Origin of the sequence: Kitasatospora sp. NPDC056327 (genome assembly GCF_042261735.1) — a bacterium.
Taxonomy (GTDB): Bacteria; Actinomycetota; Actinomycetes; order Streptomycetales; family Streptomycetaceae; genus Kitasatospora.
Genome location: NZ_JBHJRC010000184.1, coordinates 1 through 16,759 on the forward strand (window position 1 = coordinate 1; position 16,759 = coordinate 16,759).

Genomic DNA, 16,759 nt, shown 5'->3' on the forward strand with positions numbered 1-16,759 from the left:
GCCGACGGCGTCCACCGCACTGCCGTCCCCGGCCGGTGCCACCGCGCCGCCCGCCACCCGCCGCCCCGGCGGCCGACCGGGATCGCTCCCGGCGTCCGCCACGGCTGCCGCCCCGACCACCCGCCCCGGTCACCCCGACGCCGGCCTCCGCCGTGGCCTCCGTGCCGTCCGTGTCGCCCGTGCCGTCCACGGCGGCTCCGGGCCCGAGCGCGCAGCCGAGCCCCACCTGCACGCTTCTCCTGTTCTGGTGCACCTGAGCGCGGCTGCCGGAGCGCCCAGGCCGTGCCGGCACCGGCGCCGCGCCCGACCGTGCGTCCGACGGTGCGGCCGGTCCGGTGCACCTGAGCGGGGACGGCCTTCCTGCCTCGGGCGCTCCACCGGGTAGGCCCGCGGATCCCGCACGCCCCGTCGGTCCCGCTGCGGCCGGTCCGGCCGGACCCGCCCGGCGGTCCGGGGGCCGGAGCCGCGCACGAACCCTCCGTCCGGCGAAACCGGCGTGACCGGCCCGTCCGCCGCGGTCGGCCCGGGGTGATCCCCGGCAAGGCCTTCAAGGGGCCGGTCGGCCGGACGAACGACCGGTCGACCGGCGGGCTTCCCGCCCCGGAGGCCGGGCGGGACGCCCGGCCGGTGCCGATCCGGCCGGAACTGGTCGTCGAGGTCGCCTTCGACGGCCTCCAGCGCAGCCTCCGCTACCCCGCGGGGCAGCGCCTGCTACCCCGCCGGGCAGCCCCCGCTACCCGGCCGGTCGGCCCCGCGGTGCGCCCGGGTGGCGCGCCACCGGCCGGACCTGAGCGCGGCCGAGGCCGGCACGGAGACCTCCGCAGGGGAGTTGGCCAGCGCCTGAGGCCTGTTCGGCCGTCCGCGCGGCCGGATCCGCCGACGCGTCGGCCGGAATACCACGGGTCGGAACGCTTTGCGCCGCGACGGGGATTCCCGCGCAGGGGGCGAATCAGCCATTCCCGATCCGGCCACCGTAACCCTCCGTGAACGGAGCGGCGACGGCTAGTTTGACCGTGACAACGAGAGGCGGCTGCCGGGCAGCCGGCGCCGCCCTGGCGAAAGGTGCCCGACATGCAGGTGAGCGTCGACCGGGACCGTTGCTGCAGCTCCGGCATGTGCGTGACGAACGCCCCTGAGGTCTTCGACCAGGACGGCCGGGACAGTCTGGTGAGGCTGCGTCAGGCAGTCGTGACGCCGGATCAGTTCGAGGACGTCAGGCTGGCCGCCGAGCTCTGCCCGGGCGGGGCGATCACCGTCACCGGGGACGAGCCCGCGCGGGCCGGGGGCTGACGGACCCCGGCCGGCGGCCCCGCAGGCCGCCGGGGACCTTCCCGGGACCCGAACCCCACCAGAACACCCGCGACGCTAGGAGACCCCCGCTTTGACCACCGCACCGACCACCCCCGTCCCCCTCCTGCCGGCCCGGCACTCCGACGGCTGCCCGTTCGGACCGCCGCCCGTGTACGCCGAGGCCGCCGCCGCCGGGCCGGTGACCAGGGCGAAGCTGCCCGACGGCGACCTCTGCTGGCTGGTCACCGGTTTCGCCGAGGTCCGCACCGTGCTGTCCGACCGCCGGTTCAGTGCCGACATACGCCACCCGGCCTTCCCGCTGCTGGTCGCCGGCGCCCGCGGGCTGATCACCGACAACCCGGACTTCCTGCGGCTCGACGACCCCGAGCACGCCCGCCAGCGCCGCATGCTCACCGGCGAGTTCCTGGTCAAGCGGGTGGAGACGCTGCGCCCGGAGATCCAGCGGATCGTGGACGAGACGCTGGACCGGATGACCGACGGCCGGACCACGGCCGACCTCGTCACCGACTTCGCGCTGCCGGTGCCCTCGCTGGTGATCTGCCTGCTGCTCGGCGTCCCGTACGAGGACCACGACCGCTTCCAGAGCCTGAGCCGCACGATGCTCAGCCAGGAGAGCACCGTGGAGGAGCTCCGGGAGGCGCAGGAGGGGGTCCTGGAGTACCTGCGCGACCTGACGGCCCGCAAGCGGGTGCAGCCGGAGGACGACGTCCTCAGCCGGCTCGCGGCGCGGGACGACCTGACCCCGGACGACGTGGCCGCCACGGGCGTGCTGCTGCTCGTCGCCGGGCACGAGACGACCGCCAGCATGATCGCGCTGTCGACCGCGCTGCTGCTGGAGCACCCCGAGCAGATCCCCGGTCTGGCCGACCCGGCCACCCTGCCGGGCGCGGTGGAGGAGCTGCTGCGGCTGCTGACCATCGTGCACACCGGCCTGCCCCGGGTGGCGGTGGAGGACGTGGAGCTGGGTGGCGTCACCATCCGGGCCGGGGAGGGCGTGATGGCGATGCTCTCCACCGCCAACCGGGACGAGGCGGTGTTCGGCGGTGCCGGCCACCGGGCGACGGACGAGCTGGACCTGGGCCGGGACGCCCGGCGGCAACTGGCGTTCGGCTTCGGCGTGCACCAGTGCCTGGGCCAGCCGCTGGCCCGCGCCGAGCTCCAGATCGCCCTGGAGACGCTGTTCCGCCGCCTGCCGGGGCTGCGGCTGACCGGCGAGCACGACTTCCGTACCGACTCGTTCATCTACGGGATGCGGTCGCTGCCCGTGACCTGGTGAGCCGGACCGGGAGCGCGCTCACCGGAGTGCCGGGCGGAGCCGGCCGGGCGGTCGTCCCCGGAGCGGGGCGGTGCGAGCGGCCGCGGTGACGGTCCCGGGGCGGACGTGTCCGTGTCTGCCGCATCGGGGCGCGACCGCTCCTGCGCGCTCGGCCTGTTGACGGCCGTTCGCGGTGCTGCGCTTCTCGCACCGGTTCTCCTCGAAGGCCGGTGGGCACCCGCCGCGTGAGCCTTCGCGCGGGCGGGTCCGACTGTCCGCCTGCGCCCGGATCGTGTGCCGACTGCCGCGCCCGCGCAGGTGGACGCGGTAGGGGCCGTCGCCGCGGGCTCCGTCGGCGGCCGTGCTGTCGGGCGCCGGCCGGGACCTGCGCGGCCCTGTCCGCAGGAGACGGACCTTCTCCGGTGCCGGCTCGAACCGCGTGCACCCCGCCCGCTGCCCCGGCGTGACGACCGGGGACGGCGGGCGGCACCGGCCGTCCGGGCTCGGCCGGACCCTGCCGGTGTACCCGCCCGGCGGGCGGGCCGGGCCCTCGCGTCCTCCACCACCTCCGCCGGGCGGGCGACGAGGCTGCGCCACGGCGTCCCGCCCGGTGCCGTCCGGGCCCGGTCCCCTTCGTGGCCGGGCCGGGGCCGACGGCGGACCGGTCCGGGCACGGGCCGCCTGCCGCCGGGCCCGCACGATCGTGGAGCCGACCGTGGCGTCCCGGATCTCCCCGCCCCGGACCCGGAGCGGACCGGACCGGAGCCGGAACAGTGGGCGGACCGGGTGACAGTCAGATGATCGGGCGGACGGCTCCCGAGCCCGCCGGCCCCGTGGACCCCGTCCGATTCCGGTCGGCCGAGGCCGCTGCCCGACGCTCCCCGCCCCGACGCGCCCCGCCTCGTCGGGGGCCGCCCGGGTGGGCCCCACCGACCCCTTGGGCCCCGTCCGGCTCCGCCGTCGCACGGGTGCCGGGCACCGTTGTCAGACCCCTGCCCTATGGTCCGGTGCGTGGGAATGCGACGGGTCGTCGAGTCGGCGAGGGAGTGCTGATGTTCCGTCAGGGAGATGTGCTGATGGTTCCGGTGGAGGAGTCGGCGGTGCCGGTCCGGGTGGAGTCGCTGGGCGCACAGCCCAGGGACGCCCGGGGCCGGCTGGTGCTGGCGCTGGGCGAGGTGACCGGGCACGCGCACGCCGTGGTCGGTCCGGGGGAGCTGCGCCGCGAGTCGGGACCGTTCGGGACGGCGTGGCTGCACCTGCCGGAGGGCGGCCGGGTGGTGCACGAGGAGCACGCCGCGATCCCGCTGCCCAAGGGCTGGTACCGGGTGGTCCGCCAGCGCGAGTACGTGCCGGGCGCGGTGCGCGTGGTCGCGGACTGACCGGCGGCGGCGCCGGCCGGGCGCCCGGGTGAGGAAGACGGAGCAGGACGGAGCAGGGCGGGCGCACGGCGTCCGAGGTACGGCCGGGCGGGCTGCCCGGGCGGGAACGGAGAGTGTGATGGTGACTGGACAGACGGCGCCGCCCCCCGTGGCGGCGGTGCCCGCCGAGGTGACGGCCCGCTGGCGCGCGACGGCCGCCGCGACGGGGCCGGCCGACCGGGCCGGCGTCGAGCGTGCGGTGCGGGCCGCGTACCGGGCGGTGGGTCTGGCCGAACCGGCCGGGATCCGCTGGTTCGGCTCGCCGCTGGCAGCCGCGGAGGCGGCGCTGGAGCTGCGCGCGGCCGGAGCGGCGACCGTGCGCGAGACGGTCCGGACCCTGCCGTGGGACGAGGTCCGCCGACAGGCCGTCGAGCGCAGCGGCGCGCTCGGCTGGGCGCCGCTGTGGGCCCTGACCGGGGGTGAGCTCGGCCCGGTGACGAACGGGCTGGCCGACCGGATCCGCGGTGCCGTGCTCGACCGCCTCGCGCCCGAGCCCGACACCGAGGAGGACCCGGACGACGTGGTCGAGGCGGCCCGCGAGCGCCGGACCGCCGCCCGGCTCGCGCTGCTGGACGCCGTCCGCGGCCAGCACGACGCGCCGTGGTTCGCCGCCTTCGAGGCCGCCGGTGTGCTGGGTGCGGCACCGGTCGGGCCGGGCGGAGGGGGCGGAGGCGGCGGCGGGGAGGCGATCGCCGCGCTGGCCGAGGTGGCCCGCGGGGCCGGCTGGTGGTGGCCCTACGAGGACGTGGTGCTGGTCAGCGAGCGTCCCCTGGCGCTGCACCGCGACGAGGCGGGGCGGCTCGACCACGCCGACGGCCCGGCGCTGGCGTACTCCGACGGCTTCGCCCTGCACGCCTGGCGTGGCATGCCGGTCCCCGCCGAGTTCCTCGCCGGGCTCGGTACCGTCACCGCCGAACGGATCCGTACCGAGGAGAACGCCGAACTCCGCCGTGTCCTGCTGGAGCACTACGGCTACGAGCGGTACCTGTCGGACTCCGGCGCCGTTCCGGTGCACCAGGACGAGACCGGGGTGCTCTGGCGGATCCAGCTGCCCGACGACGAGCCGGTGGTGATGGTCGAGGTGGTCAACTCGACCGCCGAGCCCGACGGCACCTTCCGCACCTACTGGCTCCGGGTGCCGCCGAGCACCCGCACCGCCCGGGCCGGGGTGGCGTGGACCTTCGGGACGACCGAGGCGGAGTACCACCCGCAGCGCGAGACCTGAGCGCGTGGTGCTCCGCCGCGGTGCCTCCCGGGCAGGCGCTCCCGGGTGGTGGCCCCGGGCCGGGCCGGGGTCACCGGAACGCGGCGGCGTTCCGGCGGGCCCAGGCGGCGAAGGAGGACGCCGGGCGGCCGAGCAGCCGCTCGACGTCCGGGCTGACCTGCCGTTCGGCGTCGGTCGGTTCGCCCAGGATGTCGAGGGTGCCCTCCGCGACCGTCTCCGGCATGACCGTCAGCAGGTGGCCGCGGGCCTCCTCGCGGGTCAGCTCGTGGAACGCGACCGGTTCGCCGAGCGCCGATCCGAGCGCGGCGGCCTGTTCGCGCGGCGACACCGGGGCCGGCCCGGTCAGCACGTAGGTCCGGCCGGCGTGCGTCCGTTCCTGCGCCCGGCCTCCGGTTCGTGGGGCGCCGTCCTCGCGCAGGACGGCGGCGGCCGCCTCCGCGAGGTCCTGCGGGTCCACCGTCGGCAGGGCGACGTCACCGAACGGCGCGGCCACCGTGCGGGCGGTGCGGACCGGCTCCGCCCAGGCGAAGGCGTTCGAGTGGAAGCCGCTCGGGCGCAGGACCGTCCAGTCGGATCCGGAACCCCGGACGGCCTCCTCGAACGCGCGCAGCCGGGCGTGCGAGGCGGACCGCGGCCGCGTGCCGGTCGCCTGGGAGGAGAGCAGGACCACCCGGCGCACCCCGCCGGCGACGGCGGCGTCGAGCAGCGCCCGCGGTGCCGCCCCGCCGCCGTCCAGCAGCAACTCACCGGAGAGGAGGAGGAAGAGCGCGTCGGCCCCGTCCAGTACGGGCCGCAGACTGCCGGCCACGGCGAGGTCGGCCCGGTGATGTCGCACGCCGTCCGGGAGCGTGCCGTCCCCGGGGCGGCGGGACACCGCCGTGACCTGCTCGCCCGCCGCCGCCAGCGCGGTCACCAGCGGCCGTCCTACGGTGCCCGTCGCACCGGTCACCACGATCATGACGTGTTCCTCGTTCCTTGACAGGAGAACAGCAAAAGAGGGCCAACAAATGCTTGACACAAGGGAGTTGGCGATCCGTCGGAGTTCCTCGTCCGGGCTCGCGGAACGACGCTAACAGGCTGCGTACAGTAGGTACCCAGGGGAAAGTGACCCGGTGTCGAGGGGGACGGGACGCATGAGCGCCATGGAGTGGCCGACCGACGGCCCGGACGGCGGAGGGCCGGTGCGCGGAGGTCCGGTGCGCGGAGGAGGAGGGGAGGACGGGCCGGAGCAGGACGGGCCGGTGGGCGACGGCCCGGCGGACGGCGGAGTGGCGGGGCGACCGGCCGATCCGGCGACGGCGTGCCCGATCACCCCGGTCGTCGACCTGGTCTTCAGCCGCTGGACCACCCCGATCCTCTGGACGCTCCACGAGTACGGCCGGCAGCGGTTCGTCGAGCTTCAGCGCAGGGTCGCCGCCATCACGCCCAAGGTGCTGACCCAGCGGCTGCGGCAGCTGGAACGCGACGGGCTGGTCCGGCGGACGTACCACGCCGAGGTTCCGCCGCGCGTCGAGTACGAGATCACGGACCTCGGCCGCAGCCTGGCCCCGCTGTTCGCGGGTCTGGCGCAGTGGTCCGCCGCCAACCTGGACCGCGTCGAACGGGCCCGCCGGGAGTACGACGGCGCTCCTGTCCGTTGAGGAGGCACCACGGTCCGCCGGAACCGGTGCGACGGTTCGCCGCCCGAAGCCGCCCGGCCGCGGCCATACTGGGGTGAGCAGGCGTCAACGAGGCGTCCGGGTCTGGGGGGTTGAATGCCACTCGGCTGTGCGGCCGCGGGTGTCGGCGGGGGAAACCGGACGGGTCCCCGGCGGGCCGTCCGCCCGGGGATGCGGCGGGGACGGAGGTCGGCGGCATGACCGATCCCGCACAGGCCCTCCAGGAGGCGCGCGCCGCGCTCGACGCGGTGATCACCGAGATCCAGCAACTGCCCCGCTTCCGGAACTTCCTGGCGGCACCGGCCTTCGACGACGTGGCCGAGGCCGCGCGCGACCACCCGGTCGTCTACCTGGCGGCGGCCGAGCCGGGCGGAGTCGCCCTGGTGGTGCGCGGGACCGACGTCACCGAGGTCGAACTGCCGGAGCTGACCAGGCAGGCCGTGGCGGACCGGCTGCGCACGCATCTGGACCGGTACGCCGCGTACCGGGAGGCGGAGAAACGGGCCTCGGAGAAGCACGCGGCGGGGAGACGGGCGGCGCGGGCCGGGCAGCCGGCGCGGGCCGCGGGCGAGGAGGGCGGCGCCCTCCGTACCGCCCGCCGGGAGTGGGACAACGCCCTGGCCGGGCTGACCGGCTGGCTGTGGCCGACGGCGATGGGGCCGCTGGTGGAGGAACTGACCGGTGCCGCCGCGGAGGGGCCGGAGGGCCACCGGGCCACCCTGATACCCGGCGGGCCGCTCGGTCTGCTGCCGCTGCACGCCGCCTGGCGGCCGGACCCGGCGCGGCCGACCGGCCGCGAGTACGTGGTGGACCGGGTGCAGGTCTCCTACGCGCCGAACGCGCGCACCCTGTCCGCGGCCCGGGCCGTCGCCGCGGCCGTCCCCGGGCGGCGGGTCCTCGCCGTGGCCCCGCCCGCGCGGGCGAACGACCTGCCGATGTCCGGGGCGGAGGCGCGGGCCGCCCGACTGGCCTTCGCCGGCGGCTCGCTGGAACGGAACCTGAGCGCCGAGGGCCTCCTCACCCGGCTGGCACGGACCGATGTGCTCCACGTCGCCTGCCACGGGCTCGCCGACCTGGCCGCTCCGCTCAACAGCCGGCTGGTCCTCGCCCCCGGTGAGGAGGTCACCCTCGCCGTGCTGATGGCGCAGGAGGTGCGGATCCGGCTGGCGGTCCTGTCCGCCTGCGAGACCTTGTTGCCGGGGACCGACCTGCCCGACGAGGTGGTGTCGCTGCCCACCGGGCTGATCCAGGCCGGCGCGGCCGGGGTGATCGCCTCCCTGTGGGCCGTGCCCGACCTCTGGTCGGCCCTGCTGATGATCGAGTTCTACCGCCACTGGCGCGAGGGCCCCGACGACCCGGCGGCGGCACTGCGCAAGGCCCAGATCTGGCTGCGCGACAGCACTCCCCGGAGCAGGGTGGAGCACTACGACCGCGCCCGGGCCTGGCCGCCGCCCTCGGTCGCCCAGGAGGTCCTGGACGCGCTGTCCCTGCGCGCGGCGGCGGACGATGAACCGGACCGCCCGGACGCGGCCATGGCGGGGTGGGCCGCGTTCGCCCACATCGGCGTCTGACACGGAGATCCGAGAGGGAGCACCGGCCCGGACATCCGGCACGGGCGATCTGACACGGACATCCGGCGCGGGCGATCTGACACGGAGAATTCGGGGGACCGTTCTTGGACGAGATGCGGCTGAGAACCCTCGCGGCGGCCCTGCGGTCCGTCGTGCACCTGCTGCTGCCGCCGCAGGAGGCGGCGGCGCTGGACGAGGCCCTGGCCGCGGCGCTCCGGCGCAGGCCGGGCCGCGCACTGCCCGAGCTCCGGCGGCTGCTGCTCCTCTCACCCCCGTCGCGCGACGTCCGCCGCTGGGTGCTGGCACGGCTCGGCGAGCCGGGAGGAGCGGACAGCGACCCGGTGCGGATCCCGGACGGCCGTGACCGGGACGAGGACGACCGGCCGGGCGTCGACGACCACGCGGTGACGCTCTGGATCGAGGAGCGGGACGAGGACGACCTGCGGCCGCTGGACGAGGGGCAGCCGTACACGGCCGTCCTGATGGCCGCCGCGGACGGGCCGGACGCCCGGTACTCCGCCGAGGTCCGGGCGCCCGCCGCCGAGGTGCCGGCCGGCGGACTGGTCACCCGCTGCGTGCTGTCCTCCACGTCGGTGCGGTTGGAGGCCGACCCGCGGGACCCCGGCGTCGAGCTCTCCACGGTGGAGGCCGGGGACCGCACCCAGTGGTGCGCCGTCTTCCCGCTGGTCGTCCCCGGGGACGGCGACTCGGCGCGGCGCCGGATCCGGATGATCCCGGTCACCGCCCCGGAGGCCCGGCTTGACGCGTTCCTCTTCGTCGGCGACGACCTGTACCGCCGGCTCGCCGTGTCGATCGACGTCCGGCCGGCGCCCGCGGAGGATCCCGGGCCCGCGGGCGACCCCGCGCCGCCGGACACCCCCGCGCCCGGGGAGCCGGGCGACGCCGGAACGGACGACGAGTGGCGGACGGAACCGCCGGTGGCCGTCCTCACCGTGGGCACCCTGCCGGCCGCACACGCCGGCGTGGTCCCGTCGGCCGCCTGGCAGCGGCCGCGCTCCCACCTGGACATCACCGTGCTCTCGGACGGTACCGCGCTGGCCCGGTGCGAGGACTTCAACGTCTTCGCGCGGGTCCAGTGGCCGGCGACGGCCGGCGGGCTGGAGGCCCAGGTGGCGAACGTCCGCGGCGCGCTCGACCGGCTTCGGCAGGTGCATGGCGAGCAGTTGGAGCTGATCCCGGCGGAGCAGCTGCGGGCGGACCTCGCCGGCCACGTGCCGTCGTCCGAGTGGGCGGCCGACGGGCCCGCACCGGGCGAGCCGTTCGCCTCGGCCTGGGCCGGGGTCGCGCGGAGCGACGAACTGCGCCTGCTGGCCTACGAGGGCCACCAGCTGTACCGGACGCTCTTCGCGGACCCGGAGCTTCGCGGCTACCTGGAACGGCTGGCACCCGGTGACCGCCTGACCGTCAACTGGCTGGAGGGCTTGACGACCCTGGTCCCGCACGTGCCGTTGCCCCTGCTCCACCTGGATCCCGTCTCCCCGGGCCGGCCGGTCGACCCGTCGGCGTTCCTCGGCCTCCGGTTCCGGGTGGGGTGGACGCGGCGCCAGACCAGGGGCTCGCGCGCGCTGGGCGACTGGCGGCGGACCACCCGGGCGCACCTGCTCTACGAGGCGCAGGACCCGGCCGACGCGGTCGGCGCCGAAGCCCGGCGGCACGCGGAGGAGCTGGGCCGCTGGGAGTCCGCGCTGCTGCTGACGGGCGGTGAGCCGCGGACCGCCCACCTGTCCGGGTTCCTGGCCGCGCCCTCGCCGAGTCCGGTGTCCCTGTTGTACTTCTACTGCCACTGCGTCACCGGTACCGGCGGCGATCCGCGCCTGCGGTTCGGCCCGACCAACGACGCCGGCCACGTCCTGCGCCGGGTCGACATGGGCAGCGATCCGTTCGCCGACCGGCCCGTCGTCTTCGTCAACGCCTGCGGCACCAACGAGAGCGACCCGCTGCTGGTCAACCAGCTGATGGACAGCTTCCTCAACCGGGAGGCCCGTGCCTACATCGGCACCGAGGGCCGGGTGCCGCCCGGCCTCGCCGCCCGGTTCGCCACGGCGTTCTTCAGCTTCCTCTACGGCACGGCGGGCACCGACCGGGCACCCGTGGGGGAGTCGCTGGCCCAGGCCAGGCGCTTCCTGTGGGAGCGCTACCGCAACCTCGGCGGCCTCTTCTACGGCTACGTCAACGACGGCCTGCTCTATCAGGCGGACGACGACCACGTACGGCGCCTGAGCGCCGGCAGCACCGCCGGGGAGGGCGGAAACCCATGAGCGACGCATCCGCAAGTGAGGAATCGGTGGGCGACGAGCCCGTGCACGGCACGGACGAGAGCGGCGAGCCCATGAGCAACGGACACGAGAGGGGCGAACCCGTGAGCGACGGACCCCGGGCCGGAGTGCCGACGCCGGCGCCGCACCGGGCACCGCCGGCCGCCGACGCCTGGGAGCGCTTCCAGTCCGGCGCGACCGCCCGGCGCCTGGACATGATCCGGGACCCGGACCTGCGCGAACAGCTGCGGCCGCACCTCGGTACGCCGGCCGTCGACGACTACCTGCGCCTGGCCGAGGGGCTCACCGGCGACGCCGCCCACCTCGGGGAGGAGCAGGAGCCCGACCTCGTCCTCGTCCCGGGCGTGATGGGCAGCGTCCTCGTCAGCGCAGGCCTGGGCGGGGTGTGGTGGCTCGACGTCCGCACCCGCCGCAGGCTGGACCAGCTCGGCCTCTCCGCCGACGGGGAGAGGGACGCCACCCCGGGCGCGCGGATCACCCCGGTCGCGGTGGACGCCAGCTACGACGCCTTCTGCACCGCCGCGCTGGCGCGCGACGACTTCGGCCACCTCACCTTCCCCTACGACTGGCGTCGCCCTGTCCCGGCCGCCGCCGCCGGCCTGGTGGACCTCGTGGACGACACCTACCGGCGCAACGGCAACCGGCCGGTTCACCTGGTCGCCCACAGCATGGGCGGCCTCGTCGTCCGGGAGGCGCTGCGGCAGGAGCCCGGGCTGTGGGACCGGGTCGGCCGGATCGTCTTCATCGGCACCCCGCACTACGGGTCACCGGCGATCGCGGGCTACCTGAAGAACCACTTCTGGGGATTCGACCTGCTGGTCCTCCTCGGCCGCCACCTCTCCCGCGCCACCTTCCGCTCGCTCCGCGGCGTGCTCGACCTGCTCCCGGCCCCCGCGGGGGTGTACCCGGGCACCAGGGCCGCGCCGGGGGCGACGGCCGGGGCCGTCGATCCGGGGACCCACCCCTGCGCCAACTTCGACCTGTACGACGCGGGCGCCTACCGGCTCGGGCTCGACCCGGCCGAGCAGGCCGGGCTGCAACAGGCACTGGACGCGGCCCGGGAGTTCCACGTCCGGCTGGCGGAGTGGCACGGGGCACTGCCCCAGGAACACCGGGACCGGATGCTGGTGATCGCCGGGGTGGGCTACCGCACGCTGTTCCGGCTCGGCTACCGGCCCGCCCTCGGCTTCCTGTGGGAGCACATGGACCGGGTGACCGCACGGCGGCCGGGCGACCCGCACCGCGACGGCGACGGCCGGGTCCCCCTCGTGTCGGCGCAGCTGGAGTCCGTGGGCGACACCCGCTACGTGCGGGGCGAGCACGGCGGGCTGCCCGCGATCCCCGCCGTGCGGGAGGCGGTCTTCGACTGGCTGGCGGGCCGACCCGTGCGCCTGCCCGCCACCCCGGCCGGGGCGCTCGCGGAGACCCTGGGCGACGACCGGCACGCCGACGGGCCGCGATCCGTCGCCGGGCACCCGGCGCCGGCGCACCCGGCTCCCGGGCCCGCGGCGGACGACCCGGGCTACCTGCGGCTGGAGCCGGTGGACGAGGCCGTGCTGGCCCGGTACGAGGCCGCCGCGGAGTCCGGCCGACTGCCGGAGTTCGTGCGGGTCAAGGTGTTCTGACGGTTGTCCGGGCGGCGTGCTCGGCGGCCCGGACCCGCTGCTTCGCGTCCGCCAGACGGTCCAGCAGCTCGCCCGGCAGGCCGGCCGGGCCGTCGCCGATCCGCGCGCTCCGCAGCGTCAGCGCCTCGGTCAGCAGGACGAGACGGCCGGTCTCCATCAGCCTGACCGCCTCCCGGTGCCGACCCGCGGTGGCGCTGGCGTAGGCGGCCTCGGAGGTCAGCCGGCCGCCGGAGCGCAGCCACCGGGCGCCGTGCCCCGGGTCGCTCTGGGCCCGGGCCAGCGCGTTCAGGGTCTCGACGGCGATCCGGAACCCGAGGGCGGCGTCCCGCGGACGCCGCTCGGCGCTCGCCCAGCGTCCCCAGAGCGAGCCGGTCCACCAGAGCATCTCCGGATCGGTCCGCGCGCCGTCGGCCCACACCTGCCGCACCGTCCGACGGAGTGATCGCGGGGACGCCCGGACGAGGCCGGCCTCGGCGGCGACCAGGGTCAGCACCAGCTGCGCGGCCCGGATGCGGTGCCGGTCGAGCAGTGGGGTCCGCCGCCGGGCGAGGCCCCGGACCACGGCCAGCGCTTCGAGCAGGCCGGCCCGTCCGTCGGGGAGCGCGGGCCCGTCCTCCGGGGCGCCGGGTGCGCCGCCCGGCGCGGCAGGCACCTCCGCCACCGGCTCCCCGGCCCCGCCGTCGCGCCCGCCGTCGCCACGACCACGGCCCCCGCCCTCATCCGCGCCCGGCTCCTCATCCGCGCCCTCCTCGACCGTGACCACGTACCACTCGAACAGGGCCAGCGCCCACGCGAGCCCGATCCGTGCGGCGTCCGGCGACCGGGGCGGCACGTCGGCGTGGGCCTGCCGGAGGCAGTCGACCGCCCGCGCGAGGTCGGTCCCGTCCCGGCTGACGCCGAACCGGTCGCGCCAGGCGCCCCCCGTCGCGGCCAGCACCGTGCGCCGGAAGGCGGCCGGGGGACCGGCGGCCAGGACCTCCGCGAAGGCTGCCAGGGCCTCGTCGAACAGCGCCCGGTCGGCGGACTGCCGTGCGGTCTCCTCGGTGATCACCGCCAGGTTGACGAGCAGGACGACCCGCTCGCCGGCCCGCGCGGCCGGCGATCCGGCGGCCTCCCGGGCGAGCCGCAGGGCCGTGTCCAGGTCGGCCATCGACCCGGTCGCCTCGAACCGGCGGTACCAGTAGCCCGCCCAGTGCCCGACGGCGGCGGGCCGGTCCGGCGACGTGTCGGGCGCCGCGGCCACCGCGGTGCGCAGCGCCGCACCGGCCTCCTCCAGGTCCGCCGCGTCGGCGTCGCGCCGGTGGCGGTCGAGCAGCGCCACGCCCAGGTCGAGCTGCCGGCGGAGCAGTTCGGGCGCGGTGGCGGGAGTCGCCAGGGCGGCGGCGGACAACAGGGCCACGGCCAGATCGAGGTCGTCGTCCCCGCCCCGCGCCGCGTGGCGCCGGCGCAGCACGCAGCCGAGGGTGTGCGCCGTGTCCTCGTCGGTCGCGCCGGCCTGCCACACCGCCGTCAGGTCCCGGACCGCCGCGTTCAGATGGCCGATCCGGTCGCTCTCCTCGAACGCCCGCAGCCGGGCCTGGGCCAGCCGGAGGTGGCAGTCGGCCCAGACGGTGGTGAGGGGCGGGGCCGTCCGGGCGGCGTCCCGCAGCAGCCGCATCGCCTCCGCCCGGTCGGCCACCGGCTCCGGGGCGCCCGGGGTGTCGGCGCGTTCGAGGAGGACCAGGCCGAGGTTGCTGCGCCGACTCGCGGCCCGCACCGACGTTCCCGGGGTGAGCGCGACCGCCCGCTCCAGCCGGGTGCGGGCCTGCTCCAGGTACCGGACCCCGCCCACCGCGAAGTAGCACATCAGTCCGGCCCGGCCGGCGTCGTTGAGCAGCGTGGCGAGCAGGGCCGGGTGCGCGCCGGCGAGGCCCGGCTCCCCGAGCACCCGGTCCCAGGCGTCCGCCCACCGCCCGGCCCGTTCGGCGCGCAGCGCGGGCGTGCCGGCCGCGGTGAACTCCTCCTCGGCCCGTTCCGCCGCCTCGTGCCGGTCGGCCACGAGCGCGTAGCAGGTCGGGTCGATGACGGTGCTGCCGGGCGGGAAGACGGCCCGGGGGTCGGCGCGGCAGCGGGCGAGGAAGCGCGTGTGCTGCTCCGCCGGCCGCCGCCCGCCCCGGGAGCCGCCCGGTGCCGTCCGCCCGATCAGCCGGGCCGCCGGTTCGTCCAGGAGCTCGGGGTGGGCGTGCACGAGCAGGCCCACGCGGTTGAAGTCGTCCTCCGCCAGGTAGGCGCGAACGAGGTCGTCGAGCGGCCGGCCGGTCGTCATGACTGCCCGTTACCCCAGTTCCCGGCGGGCCGAATCCACCTGACGGACGGCCTCCAGGTAGCGGTTCCGCACCTCCTCGGGCAGCCGCTCCAGCGCGGCCGGCACCAGGTCGAGCGCCTCGCCGAGCAGGACGGCCCGTCCGCGCTCCAGCCGCGTCGCGGCCTCCGCCGCCCGTCCGCGCCGGACCAGGGCGTACGCCGCCTCCTGGGCGAGCCCGCGGGACGCGGTCAGCCACGCCTCCTGGTGGCGGCGCAGGGACTGTGCCCGCCGCAGGGCGTCCACGGCCCGCACCAGGTACCCGTCGGCCTCGCCGACCTCCTCCCAGCCGGAGCGCCGGGCCGCCCAGCGCATCCAGTTGTCGGCGGCGTGCACGGTCATCTCGGGGGCGATCGCCAGCCCCGCCGTGCAGGCGCGCCGCAGGCTGTCCCGGGCCGCGGCGCGGTCCTCGGCCGCGCCGGTCAGGTCGGCGACGGCCCGTTGCGCGGTGCCGAGGACGTTCAGCCTGCTCGCCAGGTACGGCGCGGTGGCCGCCGTGATGGACACCGCCTCGGCGAGGGTGTCCACGGCGGTGCGCAGCACCGCCTCACCGTGCCCGTGCTGCCCGGCGAGCAGGTGGAGCTCGGCCCGGTCGGCCAGGGCGTTCCCGAGGTTGGAGAGGAAGGTGGCCCGGCCGGCGAAGCCCCAGGGCGAGACCTCGATCGCCCTGCGGTAGGCCGCGATCGCGGCGTCCAGGTCGCCGGGTTCCACGCGGGTGCCGGGCCGGGGCGACTCGCGGTCCCCGAACTGCGTCCCGAAGCGGCTCAGCAGCGTGTTCCCGAGGTTGTTGAACCAGCCGCCCAGCTCCGGGTCGTCGGGGTGCGCGGCGTCCACGGCCGCCCGGGCCAGCCGGACCGACTCCTGGAGGTCGCCGTCCTCGCCGAGCCGTTCGTGGCGGTCCATCCGCAGCATGGCGAGGTTGCTGCAGATCCTGGCCCACCCGAGGGCGGAGCGGGGGAGCACGGCCAGCGCCCGGCCGCCGAAGTGGAGGGCCCGGTCGAGGTCGTCGAGGGCGCCGGTCGCGTCGTAGCGGTCCCAGAGGCAGAGCGCCAGGGTGGCGGCGCACTCCGCCCACTCCGGCGAGTCCTCCGCCGTCCGGGCCATCGCGTCGCGCACCGTGCGGACGGCCTCCTCCAGGTCCGCGCCCCGGCCGGTCACGTCGAACCGGTCGGTCAGGGTGACGGCCAGGTCGTTGGCGCGGGCCGCCAGGTCGGTCGTGCCGGTGGCGAGTGCGGTCCGGTAGCCGTCGACCGCCAGGTCTAGGTCCGCGCGCGCCCCGCCGTCCCAGTAGCGCCGACGGTACGCGGAGGCCGCCCGGACCCAGAGCCGTGCCAGGGTCTCCGGCTCCGCGCCGGCCGCCTCGGCCCGCCGTACGTCGCGCAGGAGGTCCTCGGGCGCGGGCGCTCCGGCTTCCATCTCCGTACCGTCCCCTCGTCCGGCCCGGTCGAACGGCAGCGGCACGGCGGGCGTGGCCCGGCCGCCGGGCGCAAGCCTCTCACGGACGGGCGGCCGCCGTGGGGCCGTCGGCGGAAGCCGTTGCGTGCCCTCGGGGACCGCGGCGGACACGGTGGGGCCGGGGCCGGAACGCGGTACCGCCCGCGCCCGGTACGGGCGCGGGCGGTACGGGCTCGAAGGAGCCGTGGGGTCAGTGGACGTCGATGCCGTCGAAGGAGCCGATGATGGCGTCGCCGCCGACGTTGGTGATGTCGTCGCCGGCGAGCTGGTTGCCGGTCCCGATGACGGTGATGGTGGTGGTGGTGACGTTCACCGAGGTGTCCTCGGCGAAGGCCTGGGTGGCGGGGAGGGAAACGGCGCCGACGGCGGCGAGGAGGACGGCGAACGTACGGACGGTGCGGTACATGGCGTAAGTCCCTTCGTGAACCAACAGTGCCCCCGAGCCTAGGGACCGACTTCTCGTCAGGGCACGGAATGTCACCCGAACGGGGCTCCCACCGTGTCGTCGGGACCCCTCGCTCGTGGGGCGTGAACGCCGGGGACGGGGGCGCGTGCGCACGGGTACGGCCGGGAGCGGACGGCGGGACCGGCCGGGCCCGCGCC

At 76.8% G+C, this 16,759-nt stretch carries 12 protein-coding genes; 8 read left to right on the top strand and 4 right to left on the bottom strand.

What is annotated here, in order from left to right; translation table 11 throughout:
• The first annotated feature begins 1,071 nt into the window (after positions 1-1,071).
• The 4 genes from ACFCX4_RS24140 to ACFCX4_RS24155 all read left to right on the top strand — a co-directional run bounded on the left by ACFCX4_RS24140 (position 1,072) and on the right by ACFCX4_RS24155 (position 5,209).
• Positions 1,072-1,290 carry a ferredoxin gene (locus tag ACFCX4_RS24140; RefSeq protein ID WP_376145884.1) on the top strand — a complete coding sequence of 73 codons (219 nt, stop codon included), beginning with the start codon at positions 1,072-1,074 and terminating at the stop codon, positions 1,288-1,290.
• Between the two features lie 91 nt (positions 1,291-1,381).
• Positions 1,382-2,587: a cytochrome P450 gene (locus ACFCX4_RS24145; protein ID WP_376145887.1), complete on the top strand. Its 1,206-nt coding sequence runs from the start codon at positions 1,382-1,384 to the stop codon at positions 2,585-2,587.
• A gap of 1,031 nt (positions 2,588-3,618) precedes the next feature.
• Entirely contained in the window at positions 3,619-3,945 is a 327-nt protein-coding gene (locus tag ACFCX4_RS24150) for a hypothetical protein (RefSeq protein ID WP_376145890.1), read from the top strand.
• A 118-nt stretch (positions 3,946-4,063) separates the two neighbouring features.
• Positions 4,064-5,209 carry a DUF6745 domain-containing protein gene (locus ACFCX4_RS24155; protein WP_376145893.1) on the top strand — a complete coding sequence of 382 codons (1,146 nt, stop codon included), beginning with the start codon at positions 4,064-4,066 and terminating at the stop codon, positions 5,207-5,209.
• A 70-nt stretch (positions 5,210-5,279) separates the two neighbouring features.
• On the opposite strand, the gene ACFCX4_RS24160 is transcribed toward ACFCX4_RS24155, so the two are convergent.
• Entirely contained in the window at positions 5,280-6,167 is an 888-nt protein-coding gene (locus ACFCX4_RS24160; RefSeq protein ID WP_376145896.1) for an SDR family oxidoreductase, read from the bottom strand.
• A 310-nt stretch (positions 6,168-6,477) separates the two neighbouring features.
• Between ACFCX4_RS24160 and ACFCX4_RS24165 the strand changes: the two genes are divergently transcribed.
• The 4 genes from ACFCX4_RS24165 (at position 6,478) to ACFCX4_RS24180 (ending at position 12,360) form a co-directional block, all read left to right on the top strand.
• A complete protein-coding gene (locus ACFCX4_RS24165; protein WP_376145916.1) occupies positions 6,478-6,849 on the top strand; it encodes a winged helix-turn-helix transcriptional regulator in 372 nt (123 codons plus the stop codon).
• Positions 6,850-7,064: 215 nt separating this feature from the next.
• Complete coding sequence (locus ACFCX4_RS24170; RefSeq protein ID WP_376145899.1) at positions 7,065-8,438, top strand: CHAT domain-containing protein; 1,374 nt, start codon at positions 7,065-7,067, stop codon at positions 8,436-8,438.
• A 113-nt stretch (positions 8,439-8,551) separates the two neighbouring features.
• On the top strand, positions 8,552-10,717 hold the full coding sequence (locus ACFCX4_RS24175) for a hypothetical protein (RefSeq protein ID WP_376145902.1): 2,166 nt from the start codon (positions 8,552-8,554) through the stop codon (positions 10,715-10,717).
• A 101-nt stretch (positions 10,718-10,818) separates the two neighbouring features.
• Complete coding sequence (locus tag ACFCX4_RS24180; RefSeq protein ID WP_376145905.1) at positions 10,819-12,360, top strand: lipase family alpha/beta hydrolase; 1,542 nt, start codon at positions 10,819-10,821, stop codon at positions 12,358-12,360.
• On the opposite strand, the gene ACFCX4_RS24185 is transcribed toward ACFCX4_RS24180, so the two are convergent.
• The 3 genes from ACFCX4_RS24185 to ACFCX4_RS24195 all read right to left on the bottom strand — a co-directional run bounded on the left by ACFCX4_RS24185 (position 12,347) and on the right by ACFCX4_RS24195 (position 16,562).
• The gene (locus tag ACFCX4_RS24185; RefSeq protein ID WP_376145908.1) at positions 12,347-14,665 is read right to left on the bottom strand and encodes a hypothetical protein; all 2,319 of its coding nucleotides are present in this window, start codon (positions 14,663-14,665) and stop codon (positions 12,347-12,349) included. The two genes, ACFCX4_RS24180 and ACFCX4_RS24185, sit on opposite strands and share 14 nt — an antisense overlap.
• A gap of 9 nt (positions 14,666-14,674) precedes the next feature.
• Positions 14,675-16,117, bottom strand: coding sequence for a hypothetical protein (locus ACFCX4_RS24190; RefSeq protein ID WP_376145910.1), 1,443 nt, complete (start codon positions 16,115-16,117; stop codon positions 14,675-14,677).
• Positions 16,118-16,346: 229 nt separating this feature from the next.
• Positions 16,347-16,562: a hypothetical protein gene (locus tag ACFCX4_RS24195; protein ID WP_376145913.1), complete on the bottom strand. Its 216-nt coding sequence runs from the start codon at positions 16,560-16,562 to the stop codon at positions 16,347-16,349.
• Positions 16,563-16,759: the final 197 nt, after the last annotated feature.

Bases quoted from the DNA above. Each gene is read 5' to 3' on its own strand.
- ACFCX4_RS24160 (WP_376145896.1), bottom strand. From the start codon at position 6,167: ATGATCGTGGTGACCGGTGCGACGGGCACCGTAGGACGGCCGCTGGTG.
- ACFCX4_RS24140 (WP_376145884.1), top strand. From the start codon at position 1,072: ATGCAGGTGAGCGTCGACCGGGACCGTTGCTGCAGCTCCGGCATGTGC.
- ACFCX4_RS24150 (WP_376145890.1), top strand. From the start codon at position 3,619: ATGTTCCGTCAGGGAGATGTGCTGATGGTTCCGGTGGAGGAGTCGGCG.
- ACFCX4_RS24155 (WP_376145893.1), top strand. From the start codon at position 4,064: ATGGTGACTGGACAGACGGCGCCGCCCCCCGTGGCGGCGGTGCCCGCC.
- ACFCX4_RS24175 (WP_376145902.1), top strand. From the start codon at position 8,552: ATGCGGCTGAGAACCCTCGCGGCGGCCCTGCGGTCCGTCGTGCACCTG.
- ACFCX4_RS24170 (WP_376145899.1), top strand. From the start codon at position 7,065: ATGACCGATCCCGCACAGGCCCTCCAGGAGGCGCGCGCCGCGCTCGAC.
- ACFCX4_RS24195 (WP_376145913.1), bottom strand. From the start codon at position 16,562: ATGTACCGCACCGTCCGTACGTTCGCCGTCCTCCTCGCCGCCGTCGGC.
- ACFCX4_RS24190 (WP_376145910.1), bottom strand. From the start codon at position 16,117: ATGGAAGCCGGAGCGCCCGCGCCCGAGGACCTCCTGCGCGACGTACGG.
- ACFCX4_RS24185 (WP_376145908.1), bottom strand. From the start codon at position 14,665: ATGACGACCGGCCGGCCGCTCGACGACCTCGTTCGCGCCTACCTGGCG.